The organism is Pseudomonas sp. KnCO4 (assembly GCF_045344305.1).
Lineage (GTDB): Bacteria > Pseudomonadota > Gammaproteobacteria > Pseudomonadales > Pseudomonadaceae > Aquipseudomonas > Aquipseudomonas anuradhapurensis.
The window spans coordinates 1,616,939-1,635,129 of record NZ_CP174199.1 but is presented as its reverse complement, the minus strand read 5'-3'; the positions used below and the strand labels follow the sequence as shown (position 1 = coordinate 1,635,129).

The following is an 18,191-nucleotide window of genomic DNA, read 5'->3' as shown; positions in this document are numbered from 1 at the left end:
CAAATGACGTTTGGCCCGTCAGTCAGCCAGTGCCTCGTAGCCGGTCAAAAAGTGTGGGCCGATGTAACGCCTGGGCAGGGCATACTCCTCGGGGTACTCCACCTGCACCAGGTAGAGCCCGTACGGGTGCGCCGTGACCCCGCCTTCGCGGCGGTTGCGCCCCTCCAGCACCTCACGCGCCCAGGCCACCGGGCGTTCGCCGGCACCGATGGTCATCAGGACGCCGGCAATGTTGCGCACCATGTGGTGCAGGAAGGCGGTGGCGCGTACATCCAGCACGATCATCTGGCCATGGCGGGTCACGCGCAGGTGGTAGATGTGCTTGATCGGCGACTTGGCCTGGCACTGGCTGGCACGGAAGGCGCTGAAATCATGGGTGCCAAGCAGGTACTGCGCGGCTTGCGCCATGCGCTCGACATCCAGCGGGCGATGGTTCCAGGTGACCTCCTCGGCCAGGTGCGCCGGGCGGATCGGGTCGTTGTAGATGACGTAGCGGTAACGCCGGGCACAGGCCTTGAAACGGGCGTGGAAGTCGGCCGGCATCGGCCGCGACCAGACCACACTGATGTCATGCGGCAGGTTGAAGTTGGTACCCATGGTCCAGGCGCGCTCGTCGCGCACGGCGCGGGTGTCGAAATGCACGACTTGCCCGCAGCCGTGTACGCCGGCATCGGTGCGCCCGGCGCAGATGACCGAGATCGGCTCGTTGGCCACCTTGGACAAGGCTTGTTCGAGCGCCTGCTGGACACTCGGCACACCACTGGCCTGGCGCTGCCAGCCGCGGTAGCGCGCACCTTTGTATTCCACGCCCAGGGCGATGCGAGAGTAGCCTTCGGCCGCAGACTCGGCGGCGGCGGTGTCGATGATGTCCAAGAGCATGAAACCTGTGGGGTGTACGAAATGGCGGGGATTATAACGACAACGGCAGCCGTGTTGGGCTGCCGCCGGACCTGCACGGTCTTTGATGGTTTCTTCGCGGCTGAACCCGCCCCCACAGGGCACCACGGGTTACAGGCCCCGGGGTAACTTGTGGCAGCGGGTTTACCCGCGAAAAGGCCAGGCTTGCCTGCCTCAAATCAGGCGGGAAAGCATGTCCTCGGCTTCCTGGCGCTGACTTTCATCGCCATCCTTGACCACTTCATCGAGGATGTCACGTGCCCCCTGGTGGTCGCCCATGTCGATATAGGCACGGGCCAGGTCAAGCTTGGTGGCCACTTCGTCGCTGCCGGAGAAGAAGTCGAAGTCCAGGTCGTCCAGTGGCTCGGGCTCGGGCTGGGCAGCCGCGTCTTCGCTGGTGAAGTGCGGTTCCAGCGAGGGGGACTCGAGGCTCTGCGACAGCTTGTCCAGCTCGGCGTTGACGTCGTCCAGCTCGGAGGCAAAGCTCTTGGCTGCCGGCGAATCGTCTTCCAGCGACAACGACAGGTCGAAGTCGGACGGCAGGTCGAATTCGGACAACGGGTCGAACGCCGGCACGTTGTCGAAGGCGGCCAGTTCCGCAGCGACATCCACCGCGGGCTCGTCGGCCGCCGCCGGGGCAGCCGGGGCAACCGGCTCGCTGACATCGAGGTCGAAATCGGCCAGGTCGACCGTGGGTTGCGCTTCGGCCTGGGCCAGCATGGCCTCGAAATCGGCGTCGGCATCGGCCTGCAGCTCGGCATCGACGGCAACCGGCTCTTCTGCTGCCGGAACCTCTGCCGGCAGAGGCTCATCCAGTACCGGCTCATCCAGCACTGGTGCGGCCAGTGGGCCATCCTCGGGCAGGTCATCACCCAGGCTCAGGTCGAAGGCACTGTCCAGGTCCTGCTCATCCAGGCCCGGTACATCCAGGGTCGGCACTTCATCGAAGGCATCCAGCCCCGCTTCCGGCTCTAGCGCTGCTTCAGGCTGCGCTGGCGCGACGGCCTCCGGCTCGACCGCCAACTGTGGCTCGAGGGGCGGCAGGTCGTCCAGCCCGACATCGGCAGCCGCTGGGGTTTCAGGCTGATCCTGCAGCAAGCCCTGCACATACTGTTCGTCCATCTCGGCAGCCAGGGCCGCAGCACCGAGGCCGGCAGCAGCCAGGCCGAGCATGGCCGGGTAGCGTTCCTTCAAGCCGGCAACTGCGGCGCTGTTCTGCTCGCTGGCCGGCAGCTTGCGCTCCTGCTCGGCGAAGGCGCTCTGGTCACCCTGACGGGCGTACACATCCATCAGTTGCAGGCGCAGGTCATCACGCTGCGGCGCGGCGGCCACAGCGGGCTCCAGCAGGTCGGCAGCACGGTTCAGACGGCCGGCGGCCAGGCATTGCCCAACTTCCTCCAGCAGCGCGGCGTACGGGTCGGCTTGCGCCTCGGGCTGCGCTTCGACGGCAGCTGTCGGCGGTTTTTCCGCTGCTGCGGCGGCGGCGGCCGAAGCGGCGACCACGGCTGGCGACAGGGTCACGCTCGGGGCCGAGACGTCGACGCCCTCGAGGCTTGCGCTGTCGTTGTCGAAGCCTGCGCCCTGCTCTTCTTCCAGCGCGCGCGCCATGCGCAGGTGTTTCTCGGCTTCCTGCTGGGCCTTGCGCTTGCGCGCCAGCAGCAACAGCAGAAGCAGCAGCACGAGGAATGCACTGCCGGCAATCAGCCCCAGCAGCAGCGGGTTGCCGGTGATTTCCTCCAGCACGCCGCCAGGCTGTTCATTGGCTGCGGCCTCGGTGGCTGGCGCCGGCTTGGGCGCGGTATCCACGGCGGCAGGTGCAGGCTTGACCACGGGTTGCGCATCGGCTGCAGGCTGGGCCGGGGCAGCTGCGCCCTGGGCCTCCAGGCGGGCCAACTGGTTGTTCTTCAGCTCGATCAGACGCTGCAGCTTGTCCAGCTGGCTCTGCAGGTCGGCCATGCGGCTCTTGAGCTCTTCGTTGTCACGACGGCTGGTGTCCAGGCTTTCCTCGGCCACGGCCAGCTTGTCGCTGAGTGCCTTGGCCTGGTCGGCGCCGGCCTGGGTGCCCGGGCTGACCAGGCGCAGGTTGTCGCCCTGGGCAATGCGCGCCGGGGCCGCATCGGCGGCACCGCGACGGGTGGCATCCAGCTGGCGGGCACGTGGGCCCAGACGGCGGCCTTCACGCCAGGCCGCATACTGCTCGGCCACCTCACGGGTCGCCTCGCCCTGGGCAATACTCTGGATCTGCTGCTGGTCAGGCAGGCGCAGCACCTGGCCCACCTTCAGCTGGTTGATGTTGTTGCCGATGAAGGCGTCCGGGTTCAGCGCCTGGATCGCGATCATGGTCTGCTGGATCGAGCCACCCTGGGTGTTGCGCGCGGCAATCTGCCACAAGGTGTCACGACGTTGGGTGGTGTAGCTGCCGGCACTGGTCACCGCCGGTGCAACATTGCTTGCCGCCGGCTTGTCGCCCTGGGCCTTGGCCTGGTCGAGCAGCACACTGTAGTCACGCAGCAGACGCCCCTGCGGCCACATCACCTGGACCAGGAACTTGACCACCGGCCCGGGCAGCGGCTGGCTGGAGGTTACCCGCAGCACGCTCCTGCCGTTGGGGTTGATCACCGGCGTGAAGGTCAGGTCTTCGAGATAAGGCGGCAGCGCCACCCCGGCCTTGCTGAACTCTTCCGGCGGCGCCAGGCTCGGCGCCACTTCGGCGGCGGTGAGGTCGCGCACGTCCAGCAGCTCGATCTCGGCGTCCAGCGGCTGGTTCTGTGCCGACTTGAGGGTCAACTCCCCCAGGCCCAGGGCATTCGCCATGCCTGATGACAGCGCCGATGCTGCAGCCATGGCCAGAACCAGTTTGCGAATTCGAAGCATGACCTCTTCCCTTGTATGAAGCGTCCTGAAACCTGCATGCGGAGCAGGACAAAATTGCTCGCCAGTATCTTTTACGGCATGTGTTTAATCAACAATTGCGCCACTTGCACGGCGTTCAGCGCGGCGCCTTTGCGCACGTTGTCGGTGGTCAGCCAGAGGTTGAGCTGCTGGTCTTCATCAACGCCGTGCCGTACACGACCAACATAGACCACGTCTTGGCCCACTGCGTCACCAACCGGGGTCGGATAATCGTCGCGTTCCACCAGTTCGACACTGTCGGCGGCCTCGAGTGCCTGTTGAATCGCCTCCAGGTCGACCGGGCGACGGCTCTGCACCGCCACACTGAAGCTATCGCCAAAAAACACCGGGACTTGAACACAGCTCACGGAAATCTTCAGTTCAGGCATGCCCAGCAGCACACGCAGCTCGCTGACCAGGCGCCGTTCCAGCGCGGTATGGCCCTGTTCATCGGCAGCACCCACCTGGGCCAGCAGGTTGAAGGCCACCTGACGGTCGAAGAAGCGTGGCTCCAGCGGCCGGGCATTGAGCAGCTCGGCGGTTTGCCGGGCCAGCTCAGTGACCGCTTCGCGGCCCTGTGCGGACACGGCCAGCGCCGCCATCACTTGCACTCGCTCGATATCCAGCAGGCCTTTGAGCGGTGCCAGCGCCACAGCCAGGGCAACGGCGGCCGAGCACGGGCTGACAATGCGCGCGGGTAGCGCCAGGCCGGCCAGGCGTTCGGCGTTGGCTTCGGGCACCAGGGCCAGGGCGTCGTCCAGGCCGCCGGACAGGTCGATAACCGTACAACCCGCCTGCAGCGCCTTACCGGCAAAACTGCGGCTGACGGCGGCGCCGGTGGCGAAGAAGGCGAGCTTGACCTGGGCGAAGTCGAAGCTGTCCACTTCGCGTACTTTCAGCTTCTTGCCGGCGAACATCACGCTGCTACCGGCGGATTCCATGCTGGCCAGCAGGTGCAGCGTGCCGACCGGGAAGGCCAGCTCTTCGAGGATCTGTACCAGAGCTTCACCGACGCTGCCGGTGGCGCCGACGACGGCGATGTCCAAAGGGTTTGTCATGGAAGGAATCCTTTTGCTGAAAACGGCGGGGGCGGCACTTTACTTGGATTGTAGAGTTTTGTCTGTGCCAGCCCAAACCCCGCCCCACAGCCAAACCCTATTCACTCCGCCCTTGCTCTTGCTCTTGCTCTTGCTCTTGCTCTTGCTCTTGCTCTTGATCTTGATCTTGATCTTGATCTTGATCTTGATCTTGATCTTGATCTTGATCTTCGCGACTTCAGGAGGCCTACGTTCGGCCTCCTGAAGTCGCATTCGGCGGCGCCTGAACTATCGCGCGCTTAGAAGCAAAAGCAAGAGCAAAAGCAAAAGCCAAGCTGGGACTGGCAGGACAGGAAATAAAAAACCCGCACTGTCGCCAGCACGGGTTTTCGGTCACACCAGAACGATCAACGCTCCAGCAGGATCCGCAGCATGCGACGCAGCGGTTCGGCCGCGCCCCACAGCAGCTGGTCACCGACGGTGAACGCGCCGAGGTACTGCGACCCCATGTTCAGCTTGCGCAAACGGCCAACCGGAATATTCAGGGTCCCGGTCACCTTGGTCGGGGTCAGCTCCTGCATGCTGATCTCCCGCTGGTTCGGCACCAGTTTCACCCAAGGGTTGTGCTGACTGATCATGCCTTCGATGTCGGCGAGCGGCACATCCTTGTTCAGCTTGATGGTCAGCGCCTGGCTATGGCAACGCATGGCGCCGATGCGCACGCAGATGCCGTCCACCGGGATCGGGCTCTTGAAGCGCCCGAGGATCTTGTTGGTCTCGGCCTGGGCCTTCCACTCTTCGCGGCTCTGGCCGTTCGGCAGCTCCTTGTCGATCCACGGGATCAGGCTACCAGCCAGCGGCACACCGAAGTTCTCGGTCGGGAACGCTTCGCTACGCATGGTTTCGGCAACCTTGCGGTCGATGTCGAGGATGGCACTGGCCGGGTTGGCCAGGTCATCGGCCACTGCGGCGTGGGTAGCGCCCATCTGCTTGATCAGCTCACGCATGTTCTGCGCGCCCGCACCCGAGGCCGCCTGGTAGGTCATGGCGCTCATCCACTCGACCAGGCCGGCTTCGAACAGGCCGCCCAGGCCCATCAGCATCAGGCTGACGGTGCAGTTGCCGCCGATGTAGTTCTTGGTACCCGCGTCCAGTTGCTGGTCGATGACCTTGCGGTTGACCGGGTCGAGGATGATCACCGCGTCATCCTGCATGCGCAGGGACGAAGCGGCATCGATCCAGTAGCCCTGCCAGCCGGCTTCACGCAGCTTGGGGAAGACCTCGTTGGTGTAGTCGCCGCCCTGGCAGGTCAGGATCACGTCGAGGGTCTTGAGTTCTTCGATCGAATAAGCGTCCTTGAGTGGAGCAGTATCCTTGCCCACGTTCGGGCCTTGGCCACCGACGTTGGAGGTGGTGAAGAACACCGGCTCGATAAGGTCGAAATCCTGCTCCTCCAGCATCCGCTGCATGAGCACGGAACCGACCATACCGCGCCAACCGATCAGACCTACACGTTTCATCGCAACTACACCTTTGCTAAAAGTGGGCCGCCACCGGGAATTTGGGGTGGCGGGCCAGAGAGATTACAGATTCCGCAGCGCTGCGACTACTGCGTCGCCCATTTCCTGCGTACCCACCTTGCGGCAGCCTTCCGAGAAAATGTCGCCGGTGCGCAGGCCCTGGTCCAGAACCACGCTCACGGCCTTCTCGATCGCTTCGGCGGCAGCCGCCTGGTTGAAGCTGTAGCGCAGCATCATCGACACCGAAAGGATGGTCGCCAACGGGTTGGCGATACCCAGGCCGGCGATGTCTGGCGCCGAGCCGTGGCACGGTTCGTACATGCCCTTGTTGTCGGCATCCAGCGACGCCGAAGGCAGCATGCCGATGGAACCGGTCAGCATGGAAGCTTCATCCGACAGAATGTCACCGAACATGTTGTCGGTCACCATCACGTCGAACTGTTTGGGTGCTCGCACCAGCTGCATGGCAGCATTGTCGACGTACATGTGGCTCAGTTCCACGTCCGGGTAGTCCTTGGCCACGTCCTCGACCACTTCGCGCCACAGCTGGCTGGACGCCAGGACGTTGGCCTTGTCCACCGAGCACAGCTTCTTGCCGCGCACACGGGCCATGTCGAAGCCGACCCGGGCAATGCGGCGCACTTCGCTTTCGCTGTACGGCAGGGTGTCGTAGGCCTGGCGTTCGCCGCCCGCCAGCTCGCGCTGGCCACGCGGCGCACCGAAGTAGATACCGCCAGTCAGCTCACGAACGATGAGGATGTCCAGGCCGGAGACGATTTCCGGCTTGAGCGACGAGGCATCGGCCAGTTGCGGATAGAGGATGGCCGGGCGCAGGTTGGCGAACAGCCCCAGTTGCGAACGGATCTTCAGCAGGCCGCGCTCCGGGCGGATGTCACGCTCGATCTTGTCCCACTTCGGCCCGCCCACGGCGCCCAGCAGCACGGCATCGGCCTTGCGCGCACGTTCCAGGGTCTCGTCGGCCAGCGGCACGCCGTGCTTGTCGATGGCAGCGCCACCGATGACGTCGTGGGCCAGGCTGAAACCGAGCTGGAACTTGTCGTTGGCCAGCTCCAGCACCTTGACCGCCTCGGCCATGATTTCCGGGCCGATACCGTCACCTGGGAGAATCAGAATCTGCTTGCTCATGCTTTCCTCTATCCATTCACGCGGTGCGGCCAAGCGGGCCACACCGAAAAGTTCTTAACGCTCGGCCCACAACACCAGCACATCCGTGCTGAACGAACCATCGGCCTCGATCTGGTAATACTGCCGTACTTCTGCGCCCATGGCTTGCTGCAACTGGCGGATGGCCACGCGCATCGGCTCGGGGGTGCGCATGCGCTCGACCCAGCTGCCGAACTCCAGGCGCAGCGGCTGGCGGGTGTGGCTGCGCACGTACAGGCCGGCCTCGCTGACCTGGCGCTGCCATTCGGCGGCGGAGTAGTCGCGTACATGGCTGGTGTCGCGCAGCACTTCGACCGTTTGCAGGTAGGTATCGAGCAACGGGCTGCCGGGCGACATGACGTCGATGAAGGCTGCCACGCCGCCCGGCTTGAGCACCCGGCGCACTTCGCGCAGGGCCAGGCCCAGGTCGCTCCAGTGGTGGGCCGAGTAGCGGCTGAAGACGAAGTCGAACGAGGCGTCGGCGAACGGCAGGTGTTCGGCGGCGCCGCGTTCGGTAGTGATATTGGCCAGGCCGCGCTCGGCAGCGGCACTGGCGACCACGTCGAGCATGGCTTGCGAAAGGTCGTAGGCAACCACTTCGGCAACCAGCGGGGCGACGTGGAAGCTGACATGGCCGGCACCGCAGCCCAGGTCCAGCACGCGGGCATGGCCCTGCCCCGCCAGCGCGGCCTGCAGCAGGGCGAATTCGCTGCCCTGGGCGTGTACGGCGCTGCTGAGGTAGGCGCTGGCCTGTTCGCCGAACTGGCGTTGGACCACATCGGTGTGGGTGGTGCTGGTCATGTCTCGATCCTTTTGGTTTCTTGCCGCCTGTACCGGCCCTTTCGCGGGCATGCCCGCTCCCACAGGTACAGCGCTGCTCTCTGTGGGAGCGGGCGTGCCCGCGAAGAGGCCGGTACTGTCACCTACAAACAATCAGGCATCACGGAACAGCCAAGGCTGCGCTGCGCGGTGCTTGCCTTCGAAAGCCTTGATCGCGTCGCTGTCCTGCAAGGTCAGGCCGATATCGTCCAGGCCATTGAGCAGGCAGTGCTTGCGGAACGCGTCGATCTCGAAGTGCAGCACCTTGCCATCCGGGCGGGTCACGGCCTGCGCCTGCAGGTCGATGACCAGCTGGTAGCCCGGGTTGGCTTCGACCTGCTTGAACAGCTCGTCGACTTCCTCATCACTGAGGATGATCGGCAGCAAGCCGTTCTTGAAGCTGTTATTGAAGAAGATGTCGGCAAAGCTCGGCGCGATCACGCTGCGGAAGCCGTACTCGTCCAGCGCCCATGGCGCGTGCTCACGGCTCGAGCCGCAACCGAAGTTCTCCCGCGCCAGCAGCACGCTGGCGCCCTGGTAACGTTCGTGGTTGAGCACGAATTCCTTGTTCAACGGGCGCTTGCTGTTGTCCTGGTAGGGCTGGCCCACATCCAGGTAACGCCACTCGTCGAACAGGTTGGGGCCGAAGCCGGTGCGCTTGATCGACTTCAGGAACTGCTTGGGGATGATCTGGTCGGTGTCGACGTTGGCACGGTCCAACGGGGCGACGAGGCCAGTGTGCTGGGTAAAGGCTTTCATGCTGCGCTCCCTTGGATCAACTCGCGGACATCGATGAAGTGGCCGGTCACCGCGGCGGCGGCGGCCATGGCCGGGCTGACCAGGTGGGTACGACCACCGGCGCCCTGCCGGCCTTCGAAGTTGCGGTTGGAGGTGGACGCGCAGTGCTCGCCGCTCTCCAGGCGGTCCGGGTTCATCGCCAGGCACATCGAGCAGCCTGGTTCACGCCATTCGAAACCGGCTTCGATGAAGATCTTGTCCAGGCCTTCGCGTTCGGCCTGGGCCTTGACCAGGCCCGAGCCCGGCACCACCAGCGCCTGCTTGACGTTGGCAGCGACCTTGCGGCCCTTGGCGATTGCAGCCGCGGCGCGCAGGTCTTCGATGCGCGAGTTGGTGCACGAGCCGATGAACACGCGGTCGAGCTTGATGTCGGTGATCGCCTGGTTGGCGGCCAGGCCCATGTACTTGAGGGCACGCTCGATCGAACCACGCTTGATCAGGTCCGGCTCGGCAGCTGGGTCCGGCACGCGCTGGTCGACGGCCAGGACCATCTCCGGCGAAGTGCCCCAGCTGACCTGCGGCTTGATTTGCCCAGCGTCGAGCTCGACCACGGTGTCGAACACCGCGTCAGCGTCGGAAACCAGGCCTTTCCAGGCTGCGACCGCCTGTTTCCACTGCTCGCCCTTGGGCGCGTACGGGCGGCCTTCGACATAGGCGACGGTGGTGTCGTCCACCGCTACCAGGCCTACGCGGGCACCGGCTTCGATGGACATGTTGCAGATGGTCATGCGGCCTTCCATCGACAATTCGCGGATGGCGCTGCCGGCAAATTCCATGGCGTGGCCGTTACCACCGGCGGTGCCGATCTTGCCGATCACCGCCAGGACGATGTCCTTGGCGGTAACGCCGGCAGGCAACTGGCCTTCCACGCGCACCAGCATGTTCTTCATCTTCTTGGCGACCAGGCACTGGGTCGCCAGCACGTGCTCGACTTCGGAAGTACCGATACCGTGGGCCAGGGCGCCGAAAGCGCCGTGGGTGGAGGTGTGCGAATCGCCGCAGACCACGGTCATGCCCGGCAAGGTGGCACCCTGCTCCGGGCTGATGACGTGGACGATGCCCTGGCGCTCGTCGTTCATCTTGAATTCGACGATGCCGTACTCGTCACAGTTTTCGTCGAGGGTCTGTACCTGCAGGCGCGACACCTGGTCGACGATGGCTTCGATACCGCCCTTGCGCTCCGGCGTGGTCGGCACGTTGTGGTCCGGCGTTGCAATGTTGGCGTCGATGCGCCAAGGCTTGCGGTTGGCCAGGCGCAGGCCTTCGAAGGCCTGGGGCGACGTCACTTCGTGGATGATGTGGCGGTCGATGTAGATCAAGGACGAGCCGTCATCGCGGCGCTTGACCTCATGGGCTTCCCAGAGTTTGTCGTAGAGCGTTTTGCCAGCCATCAGACTGTTCCTCATCAGCGTCTTTCTATGCCAAAGACCCCTTGGCTTGTGCGGTCGATGCTAGGGCGTTAGATTGAATAACTCAAATTCATAATTTTTATGCTTTGGATAACCAACAGGAATTCAGACCATGGACCTGGCCAACCTTAGCGCCTTCATCGCCATTGCCGAAACCGGAAGCTTTTCCGGCGCGGCCGAGCGCCTGTTCCTGACCCAACCAGCGGTCAGCAAGCGCATCGCCGGGCTGGAACAGCAACTGGATGTCCGCCTGTTCGACCGGCTGGGCCGCGAGGTCACCCTGACCGAGGCTGGCCGCGCCTTGCTGCCGCGCGCCTACCAGATCCTCAATGTGCTCGATGATACCCGCCGGGCGCTGACCAACCTGACCGGCGAAGTCAGCGGCCGCCTGACCCTGGCCACCAGCCACCACATCGGCCTGCACCGGCTGCCGCCGCTGTTGCGGGCCTTCACGCGCCAATACCCAGCCGTGGCGCTGGATATCCAGTTCATGGATTCGGAACAGGCCTACGACGAAATCCTGCATGGCCGCGCCGAGATTGCCGTGATCACCCTGGCCCCCGAACCGCACCACCTGGTCAAGGCCGTGCCGGTGTGGGACGACGCCCTGGACTTCGTTGCCGCGCCTGAACACCCACTGGCCGCCAACCAGGCGGTGAGCCTGGCCGACGTCGCGCGCCACCCGGCAGTATTCCCGGGCGGCAATACCTTTACCCACCATATCGTCCAGCGCCTGTTCGAAAGCCAGGGCCTGGCCCCGAACATCGCCATGAGCACCAATTATCTGGAAACCATCAAGATGATGGTGTCGATCGGCCTGGCCTGGAGCGTGCTACCGCGCACCATGCTCGATGAACAGGTTGCATCCATCACTTTGCCGGGCATACAGCTGTCGCGCCAGCTAGGCTACATTTTGCACACTGAGCGTACGTTATCGAACGCGGCCAGGGCATTCATGGCCCTGCTCGACAGCCACGCGGGGCCCGCCTGACCGGTCGTCAGCCCGGTTTTTCACTTCAAAGGACGCGACATACGCCAAAGGTCTGGTACCGATGCCCAAATCAGCGAACCGCTTTCCGCGCCTGCCGCGCATCCCTGCGGCCGATCCTCAGGAGTCGGAACAGGCCTGGCAGAACGCCCCGCAACTGCTGGCCGCGCTCAATGGGGCGCGGCTGGGCGCCTGGCTGTGGGATATACAGACCGGCCGGGTGAGCTGGTCGCGCGGCACCCAGGCGCTGTTCGGCTTCGACCCGTACAAGCCACTACCCAGCGATATCGACTATCTCGACCTGCTGCCAGAAGAAGACCGCGCCCGCACCCGCCAGCTGTTCCAGGCGGTGGTCAACGGCGAGCCGGCGGAAAAGGCCATGCGCCATCGCATCCGCTGGCCGGACGGCAGCCTGCACTGGCTGGAGATCAACGGCAGCCTGACCCATGACCAGCAAGGCCGGCCGCAGATGATCGGGGTGATCCGCGAGATCACCCGCCAGCGCGAACGGGAAACCGCGCTGATCAACTCGGAAAAGCGCTTCGCCACCCTGTTCCACCTCAGCCCCAACGCCATTCTGCTGACCCGCCGCCACGACGGCATGATTTTCGAGGTCAACCAGCACTTCGAAAACATGTTCGGCTGGCCCGGCAGCCAGGTGATCGGCAAGACCAGCCTGGAACTGGGCCTGTGGGTCAACCCCGAACAGCGTCACCAGTTACTGGAGTCGACCCGCACCAGCAACGGCCCGTTGAACCTGGAAGTACAGTTCCGCGCCATCAGCGGCAAGGTGCATGACGGCATACTCAGCACCCAAGGCATAGAGCTGGAGGGCGTGACCTTCCTGCTCAGCACCTTCATGGACACCACCGAACGCAAACGCGCCGAACAGGCGCTGAAGGAAAGCCAGGAGCGCCTGGACCTGGCCCTGGACTCGGCCCAGCTGGGCACCTGGGACTGGCATATCCCCAGCGGCATGCTCTACGGCTCGGCCCGCGCCGCGCAGTTGCATGGCCTGCCGCCGATCCCCTTTCACGAATCGTTCGACGCATTCTTCGAAGGGGTACCGGAGCAAGAGCGCAACGCCATGCGCCAGACCTACCGCAGCTTGCGCGAAGGCCCTGCCGGCAACTACCAGGTCACTTACCAGGTACAACTGGAAAACGGCGTCTCGCGCTATATCGAAAGCCGCGCCCGGCTGTACCGCGACGAGCAGGGCAACCCGCTGCGCATGGCCGGCACCTTGCTCGACATCACCGACCAGGTGGAACGCGAACAACGCCTGAGCGCTTCGGAAGAAAAGTTCGCCAGCCTGTTCCAGGTCAGCCCCGACCCGATCTGCGTCAACCGCCAGGACACCGGCCAGTTCATCGAGATCAACCCGGCGTTCACCCAGACCTTTGGCTGGAGCACCGACCAGGTCATCGGCCGCACGGCCGAGGAAATCGGCCTGTGGGCCGAGACCTTCGAGCGCGCGCAACGCATCGAGCGGGTGATCCGCGAACAGGCCCTGAGCAACGTCGCCGTGGTGGTCAACCACCGCAATGGCGCACCGCTGACCTGCGTGATTTCCAGCCGCCTGATCACCGTCGACGGCCAGCCCTGCAGCGTCACCACCCTGCGCGACATCACCCAGCAGCAGCGCGCCGAGGCGGCGCTCAAGTCCAGCGAGGAGAAGTTCGCCAAAGCCTTCCACTCCAGCCCCGACGCCATCACCATCACCGAGCGCTACAGTGGCCGCTACCTGGAAATCAACGACGGTTTCTGCCGCCTGACCGGCTACAGCGCCGCCGAAGTGGTCGGCCGCACGGTGTACGAGGTGGGCATCTGGGCCGACGACAAGCAGCGAAGCGCCCTGCTGGCCGAATTACGCGAGCGTGGCCGGGTGCACCACCGCGAGATGCTCGGGCGCAACAAGCGTGGCGATATCCTCACCGTGGAGGTATCGGTCGAACCCATTACCCTGAACGAAGTCGACTGCCTGTTGCTGAATGCTCGCGATGTCAGCCAGCTGAAGAATGCCCAAGCGCAGATCCGCCACCTGGCCTATCACGATCCATTGACCAACCTGCCCAACCGCGCCCTGCTGATGGACCGCCTGAGCCAGCAGATCGCCCTGCTCAAGCGCCATAACCTGCGCGGCGCCCTGCTGTTCCTCGACCTCGACCATTTCAAGCACATCAACGACTCGCTGGGCCACCCGGTGGGCGACACGGTGCTGAAGATCGTCACTGCGCGCCTGGAAGCCAGCGTGCGCCTGGAAGACACCGTGGCGCGCCTGGGCGGCGACGAGTTCGTGGTATTGCTGAGCGGCCTGGAAGGCAGCCGCGACATGGTCGAAGCAAAGGTCCGCGAACTGGCCGACACCCTGCGCGAACTGCTCGCCGAGCCGATGTCGCTGGATGGCCAGCGCCTGCAGGTGACGCCGAGCATTGGTGTCGCACTGATCCCCGACCATGGCGCCACGCCAGCCGACCTGCTCAAGCGCGCCGATATCGCCTTGTACCGGGCCAAGGATTCCGGGCGCAACACCACCCAGTTGTTCCACACCACCATGCAGAAAGCCGCCAGCGAGCGCCTGCGCATGGAAAACGACCTGCGCCTGGCCCTGGCCCGTGGCGAACTGGCGTTGCACTTTCAACCGCAGGTGGACGCGCGTGACAACCGCATCGTCGGTGCCGAGGTGTTGCTGCGCTGGCACCACCCGCAACTGGGCCAGCAACCGCCGGCACAATTCATCCAGGTGCTGGAAGAAAGCGGCCTGATCCTGGAAGTTGGCAGCTGGATTCTCGACGAAGCCTGCGACGCCTGCGCCAGCATGCTGGCCGACGGGCTGGTCGAGGCCGACAGCTTCAGCCTGTGCGTGAACATCAGCCCGCGGCAATTCCGCCAGAACGACTTCGTCGGGCGGGTGCTGCGCAGCCTGGACGACTACCGTTTGCCACGGCAGATGCTGAAGCTGGAAATCACCGAAGGTATCGTCATCCAGAACCTCGAAGACACCATCAGCAAGATGCGTGAGCTGAAGCGCCAGGGGGTAAGTTTTGCCATGGACGACTTCGGCACCGGCTACTCCTCGCTGACCTACCTGAAGCGGCTGCCGGTGGACGCACTGAAAATCGACCAGACCTTCGTGCGCGATGCGCCGATGGACCCGAACGACGCCGAAATCGTCCGCGCCATCGTCGCCATGGCCCGCAGCCTGGACCTGGCGGTGATTGCCGAAGGGGTGGAACTGACCGAACAGCTGGAGTTCCTGGAGCGGCTGGGCTGCCATTTGTACCAGGGGTACCTGCACAGCCGTCCGCTGCCCTTGTCGGAGTTTCGGCAGATGTTGCTGGAGGCGCCGGCGAATTCCGGGAGCTGACACTGACACGCGCCCTGCTGGAGCGGCCTGGTGCCGCGATGGGCGCGCCGCAGCCCTGGTTATAGTTGCGACGGCTGGGTCTGGGGGCCGCTTCGCGCCCCATCGCGACACAAGGCCGCTCCTACAAAAGGTAGCGCGCAAAGGCCAGTACAGCGGGCACAAAAAAGGGCACCCCGGGGGGGTGCCCTTTTTCACATCGCCGCGATCAGTTCAGCGCTGGCTTGTCACCATTGATCGGGATGCGCTTGGCCTTGGCTTCTTCAGGCACGATGCGCAGCAGGTCGATGCTGAGCAGGCCATTGGCCAGGCCGGCAGCCTTGACTTCGATATGGTCGGCCAGGCGGAAGGACAGCTTGAAGGCGCGCTGCGCGATACCCTGGTGCAGGTAGGTCACTTCTTCAGTGCTGTTGTCGCGCTTGCCACCGGACACGGTCAGGACACCTTTTTCGACCTGCAGGTCGAGGTCCTGCTCCTGGAAGCCGGCTGCGGCTACCACGATGCGGTATTGGTCATCGCCATGCTTTTCCACGTTGTAGGGCGGGTAGCTGCTACCGGCCTCGTTACGTGCCGCAGATTCGAACAGGTCGTTGAAACGGTCGAAACCTACGGAATGGCGGAACAGTGGAGCAAGAGAGAAAGCAGTGTTCATGGTCATAAACTCCTGAGATTCAGCAAGTAAAGTCACTACGCGACCCGACTTCGGCATCGCGTACTCAAGAGATAGGGTCGAGGGAAATGCTTTCAAGAGGGGGCAGCAAAAAAATCTTCAAACAGTGTGTTCCCTTTTCGCCGGCACGCCGGTGAAAGCGCCTGATCAGGCAACACATGCCGTCAAGGGTTGCGCTTCAACCCCCAGCAAGCGACTGATCCGCGCGCAGTCATCTTCCCGGCGCAATTCGGCGAACAGCACCACCGCCTCCGGGTAACTGCGGGTCAGCATCGCCAACCACTGCTTCATCCGCCCCGGCGCATAACGCGGCGACAGCTTGGCCTGGGCCTGGCGCCAGAATTCACGCAACAATGGCAGCAGGTCGGCCCAGGCCATCGGCAGATACTCCCGCCCATCACGCGCTGCGGCAATCTGCAGGCCCAGGTCCGGGCGCGAGACCAGCCCGCGGCCCAGCATGATGTCTTCGGCACCACTGACTTCGCGACAACGCTGCCAGTCGTCCACGGTCCAGATCTCGCCGTTGGCGAACACCGGCACCTTGACCACATCCTGCACCCGCGCCACCCACTCCCAGTGGGCCGGCGGCTTGTAGCCCTCGACCTTGGTCCGCGCATGCACCACCAGGTGCGCCGAACCGCCCTCGGCCAGGGCGGTGGCACAGTCCAGCGCGCCATCGGGGCTGTCGAAGCCCAGGCGCATCTTCGCCGTCACCGGAATATCCGCCGGCACGGCGCGGCGCACCTCACGCACGATGGCGTGCAGCAGTTCCGGCTCCTTGAGCAGTACTGCCCCACCACGCGACTTGTTAACGGTCTTGGCCGGGCAACCGAAGTTCAGGTCGATCACCGGCGCCCCCAGCGCGCAAGCCAGCGCGGCGTTTTCGGCCAGGCACACCGGGTCGGAACCCAGCAATTGCACACGCATCGGCACCCCGGCGGCAGTCCGCGCGCCGTTGCGCAACTCGGGCGCCAGCTTGTCGAACGAGGCAGGCGGCAGCAGGCGGTCACATACGCGAATGAACTCGGTGACGCACCAGTCGATACCGCCAACGCGGGTCAGCACGTCGCGCAGGATGTTGTCGACCAGCCCCTCCATGGGGGCCAGGGCAATTTGCATGTCGGGGTCTCGGCGGGAAAAAGCCGGCAGTCTAGCAAAATTTGCCGCTGTTTCAGGCGCCGATCAGCGCCGGGCCGTAACCATCGAGGAATTCCGCCGGCATGCGCCTGGGCTTGCCGCTGGACAGCTCGATGCAGGCGAAGGTGGTCTGGGCGCGCAGCAGGGTAACGCCGTCACGCGGGCGCTTGAGCTGGAAGCGCCGGGTCATGCGCAGGCGCTGGTCCCAGTCGATGATCCAGGTGGCCAGTTGCAGCTCGTCGTCCTCGTAGGCGGCAGCCAGGTAGTCGATTTCGTGGCGCACCACGGCCATGGCCCGGTCCAGCCGACGGTATTCGGCCAGGTCCAGGCCCAGGCGCTGCGAGTGGCGCCAGGCGCAGCGCTCCAGCCAGGTGACGTAGACGGCGTTGTTGGCGTGGCCGAGGCCATCGATATCCTCGTTGGCCACGCGCAGGTCGATGACGAAAGGTGTTGCCAGGTCCCAGCTCATGTTCGCTTCCTTGGCGCAAAAGTGGATTTAGCAGTGACCTGCGGGGCAAAGTCCAGCCCTTCGACGCTTGCCTGCGGGGCTACGCGCCCTTGCAGGAGCGGCCTTGCGTCGCGATGGGGCGCGTAGCGGCCCGAAAATCTCAGTCCCAGCACAGATTGCCGGGGCTGCTGCGCAGCCCATCGCGACGCAAGGCCGCTCCTACAGGGGCCGCACCAGCCCGGGCCAGCAGCTCCAGCACCGCGTCACCCAGGCGCGGGTCGGCCAGCACACGCTGGTGGCCGCCCTCCTCCAGCCGCAACAGCCGGCTGTCGAACCAGGCCTTGTGAATGACCTGGGCTTCAGTAACAGGCACCAGCTCATCATCGGCGGCATGCACCACCAACCCCGGCAACTCCAGTTGGTAACCACTGACATCGAGCCGCGCAATCTGCATGCCCACATCCCGCTCCACCTGGCGGATGAACGCGGCCCGCGCCCGTGCCGGCAGGCCCAGGCGATGAGCGAAGCCACGCAGTACGCCCAGCAGTCGCGCCGGCGCAGCGATGCTCACTGCCGCTTCCGTACGCAGGCCCATCTGCAGCGCCAACAACACACTGGCACCGCCCATGGAATGGCCAATCACCGCGCGCAGCGGCGGCAACTCGGCGGCAGCCTCCAGCAAGGCCCGGGCAAACAGCACCACGTGCGCCTGCTCGCCGGGTGACCGACCATGCCCCGGCCCATCCAGCGCCACCACAGTGTGCCCGGCCTGGACCAGGGCCTCGATCAAGGCGGCAAACTGGGTCGGCCGCCCCTCCCAACCGTGCATCAACAGCACAGTCGGCCCTTTGCCCCATCGCAACGCAGACAAACCGAAGCGCAGGGTGATGCGCTCGGCGCTGGCCAGTACCGGCAGTTCCCATTGCCGCGGCGGCAGGTTGCGCGGGGTCATGAAGGCACGGCGCATCTTGCCCGCAACATGCTCCGGGGCCAGGCGGCCCAGGGTGCCGTTGACACCACGAATCCAGCTAAGGGTCGTCATCGCCAT

At 64.7% G+C, this 18,191-nt stretch carries 14 protein-coding genes; 2 read left to right on the top strand and 12 right to left on the bottom strand.

All coding sequences use genetic code 11. From position 1 onward, the window contains the following. Positions 1-18: 18 nt before the first annotated feature. The 8 genes from truA to leuC form a co-directional block, all read right to left on the bottom strand. A complete protein-coding gene (truA, locus tag ACJA3S_RS07635; protein WP_406821367.1) occupies positions 19-879 on the bottom strand; it encodes a tRNA pseudouridine(38-40) synthase TruA in 861 nt (286 codons plus the stop codon). A gap of 192 nt (positions 880-1,071) precedes the next feature. Then, the gene (locus ACJA3S_RS07630) at positions 1,072-3,771 is read right to left on the bottom strand and encodes a FimV/HubP family polar landmark protein (protein ID WP_406821366.1); all 2,700 of its coding nucleotides are present in this window, start codon (positions 3,769-3,771) and stop codon (positions 1,072-1,074) included. Positions 3,772-3,842: 71 nt separating this feature from the next. Next, positions 3,843-4,847 carry an aspartate-semialdehyde dehydrogenase gene (locus ACJA3S_RS07625; protein ID WP_406821365.1) on the bottom strand — a complete coding sequence of 335 codons (1,005 nt, stop codon included), beginning with the start codon at positions 4,845-4,847 and terminating at the stop codon, positions 3,843-3,845. A 386-nt stretch (positions 4,848-5,233) separates the two neighbouring features. After that, positions 5,234-6,346, bottom strand: a complete 1,113-nt coding sequence (gene asd / locus ACJA3S_RS07620) for an aspartate-semialdehyde dehydrogenase (protein ID WP_023660790.1) — start codon at positions 6,344-6,346, stop codon at positions 5,234-5,236. Positions 6,347-6,409: 63 nt separating this feature from the next. Next, entirely contained in the window at positions 6,410-7,492 is a 1,083-nt protein-coding gene (leuB, locus tag ACJA3S_RS07615) for a 3-isopropylmalate dehydrogenase (RefSeq protein WP_406821364.1), read from the bottom strand. 54 nt (positions 7,493-7,546) lie between these two features. Beyond that, complete coding sequence (locus ACJA3S_RS07610) at positions 7,547-8,311, bottom strand: class I SAM-dependent methyltransferase (RefSeq protein WP_406821363.1); 765 nt, start codon at positions 8,309-8,311, stop codon at positions 7,547-7,549. Positions 8,312-8,443: 132 nt separating this feature from the next. Beyond that, entirely contained in the window at positions 8,444-9,088 is a 645-nt protein-coding gene (gene leuD, locus ACJA3S_RS07605) for a 3-isopropylmalate dehydratase small subunit (protein WP_114170365.1), read from the bottom strand. After that, positions 9,085-10,518: a 3-isopropylmalate dehydratase large subunit gene (gene leuC, locus ACJA3S_RS07600; protein ID WP_406821362.1), complete on the bottom strand. Its 1,434-nt coding sequence runs from the start codon at positions 10,516-10,518 to the stop codon at positions 9,085-9,087. The genes leuD and leuC overlap by 4 nt, the downstream gene beginning before the upstream one ends. 130 nt (positions 10,519-10,648) lie before the next feature. On the opposite strand from leuC, the gene ACJA3S_RS07595 reads away from it, so the two are divergent. Both ACJA3S_RS07595 and ACJA3S_RS07590 read left to right on the top strand, forming a co-directional pair. Continuing rightward, positions 10,649-11,527, top strand: a complete 879-nt coding sequence (locus ACJA3S_RS07595; RefSeq protein WP_406821361.1) for a LysR family transcriptional regulator — start codon at positions 10,649-10,651, stop codon at positions 11,525-11,527. Between the two features lie 61 nt (positions 11,528-11,588). Next, on the top strand, positions 11,589-14,891 hold the full coding sequence (locus tag ACJA3S_RS07590) for a PAS domain S-box protein (protein ID WP_406821360.1): 3,303 nt from the start codon (positions 11,589-11,591) through the stop codon (positions 14,889-14,891). A 205-nt stretch (positions 14,892-15,096) separates the two neighbouring features. On the opposite strand, the gene ACJA3S_RS07585 is transcribed toward ACJA3S_RS07590, so the two are convergent. From ACJA3S_RS07585 to ACJA3S_RS07570, 4 genes are all read right to left on the bottom strand, one after another. Beyond that, entirely contained in the window at positions 15,097-15,540 is a 444-nt protein-coding gene (locus ACJA3S_RS07585) for an Hsp20 family protein (protein ID WP_406821359.1), read from the bottom strand. Between the two features lie 165 nt (positions 15,541-15,705). Continuing rightward, positions 15,706-16,677 (bottom strand): tRNA dihydrouridine synthase, encoded by a 972-nt coding sequence (locus ACJA3S_RS07580; protein WP_406821358.1) that lies wholly within the window; start codon positions 16,675-16,677, stop codon positions 15,706-15,708. A 52-nt stretch (positions 16,678-16,729) separates the two neighbouring features. Then, positions 16,730-17,164: a thioesterase family protein gene (locus ACJA3S_RS07575; RefSeq protein WP_170028935.1), complete on the bottom strand. Its 435-nt coding sequence runs from the start codon at positions 17,162-17,164 to the stop codon at positions 16,730-16,732. A 139-nt stretch (positions 17,165-17,303) separates the two neighbouring features. Then, positions 17,304-18,185, bottom strand: coding sequence for an alpha/beta fold hydrolase (locus ACJA3S_RS07570; protein WP_406821357.1), 882 nt, complete (start codon positions 18,183-18,185; stop codon positions 17,304-17,306). Positions 18,186-18,191 lie beyond the last annotated feature (6 nt).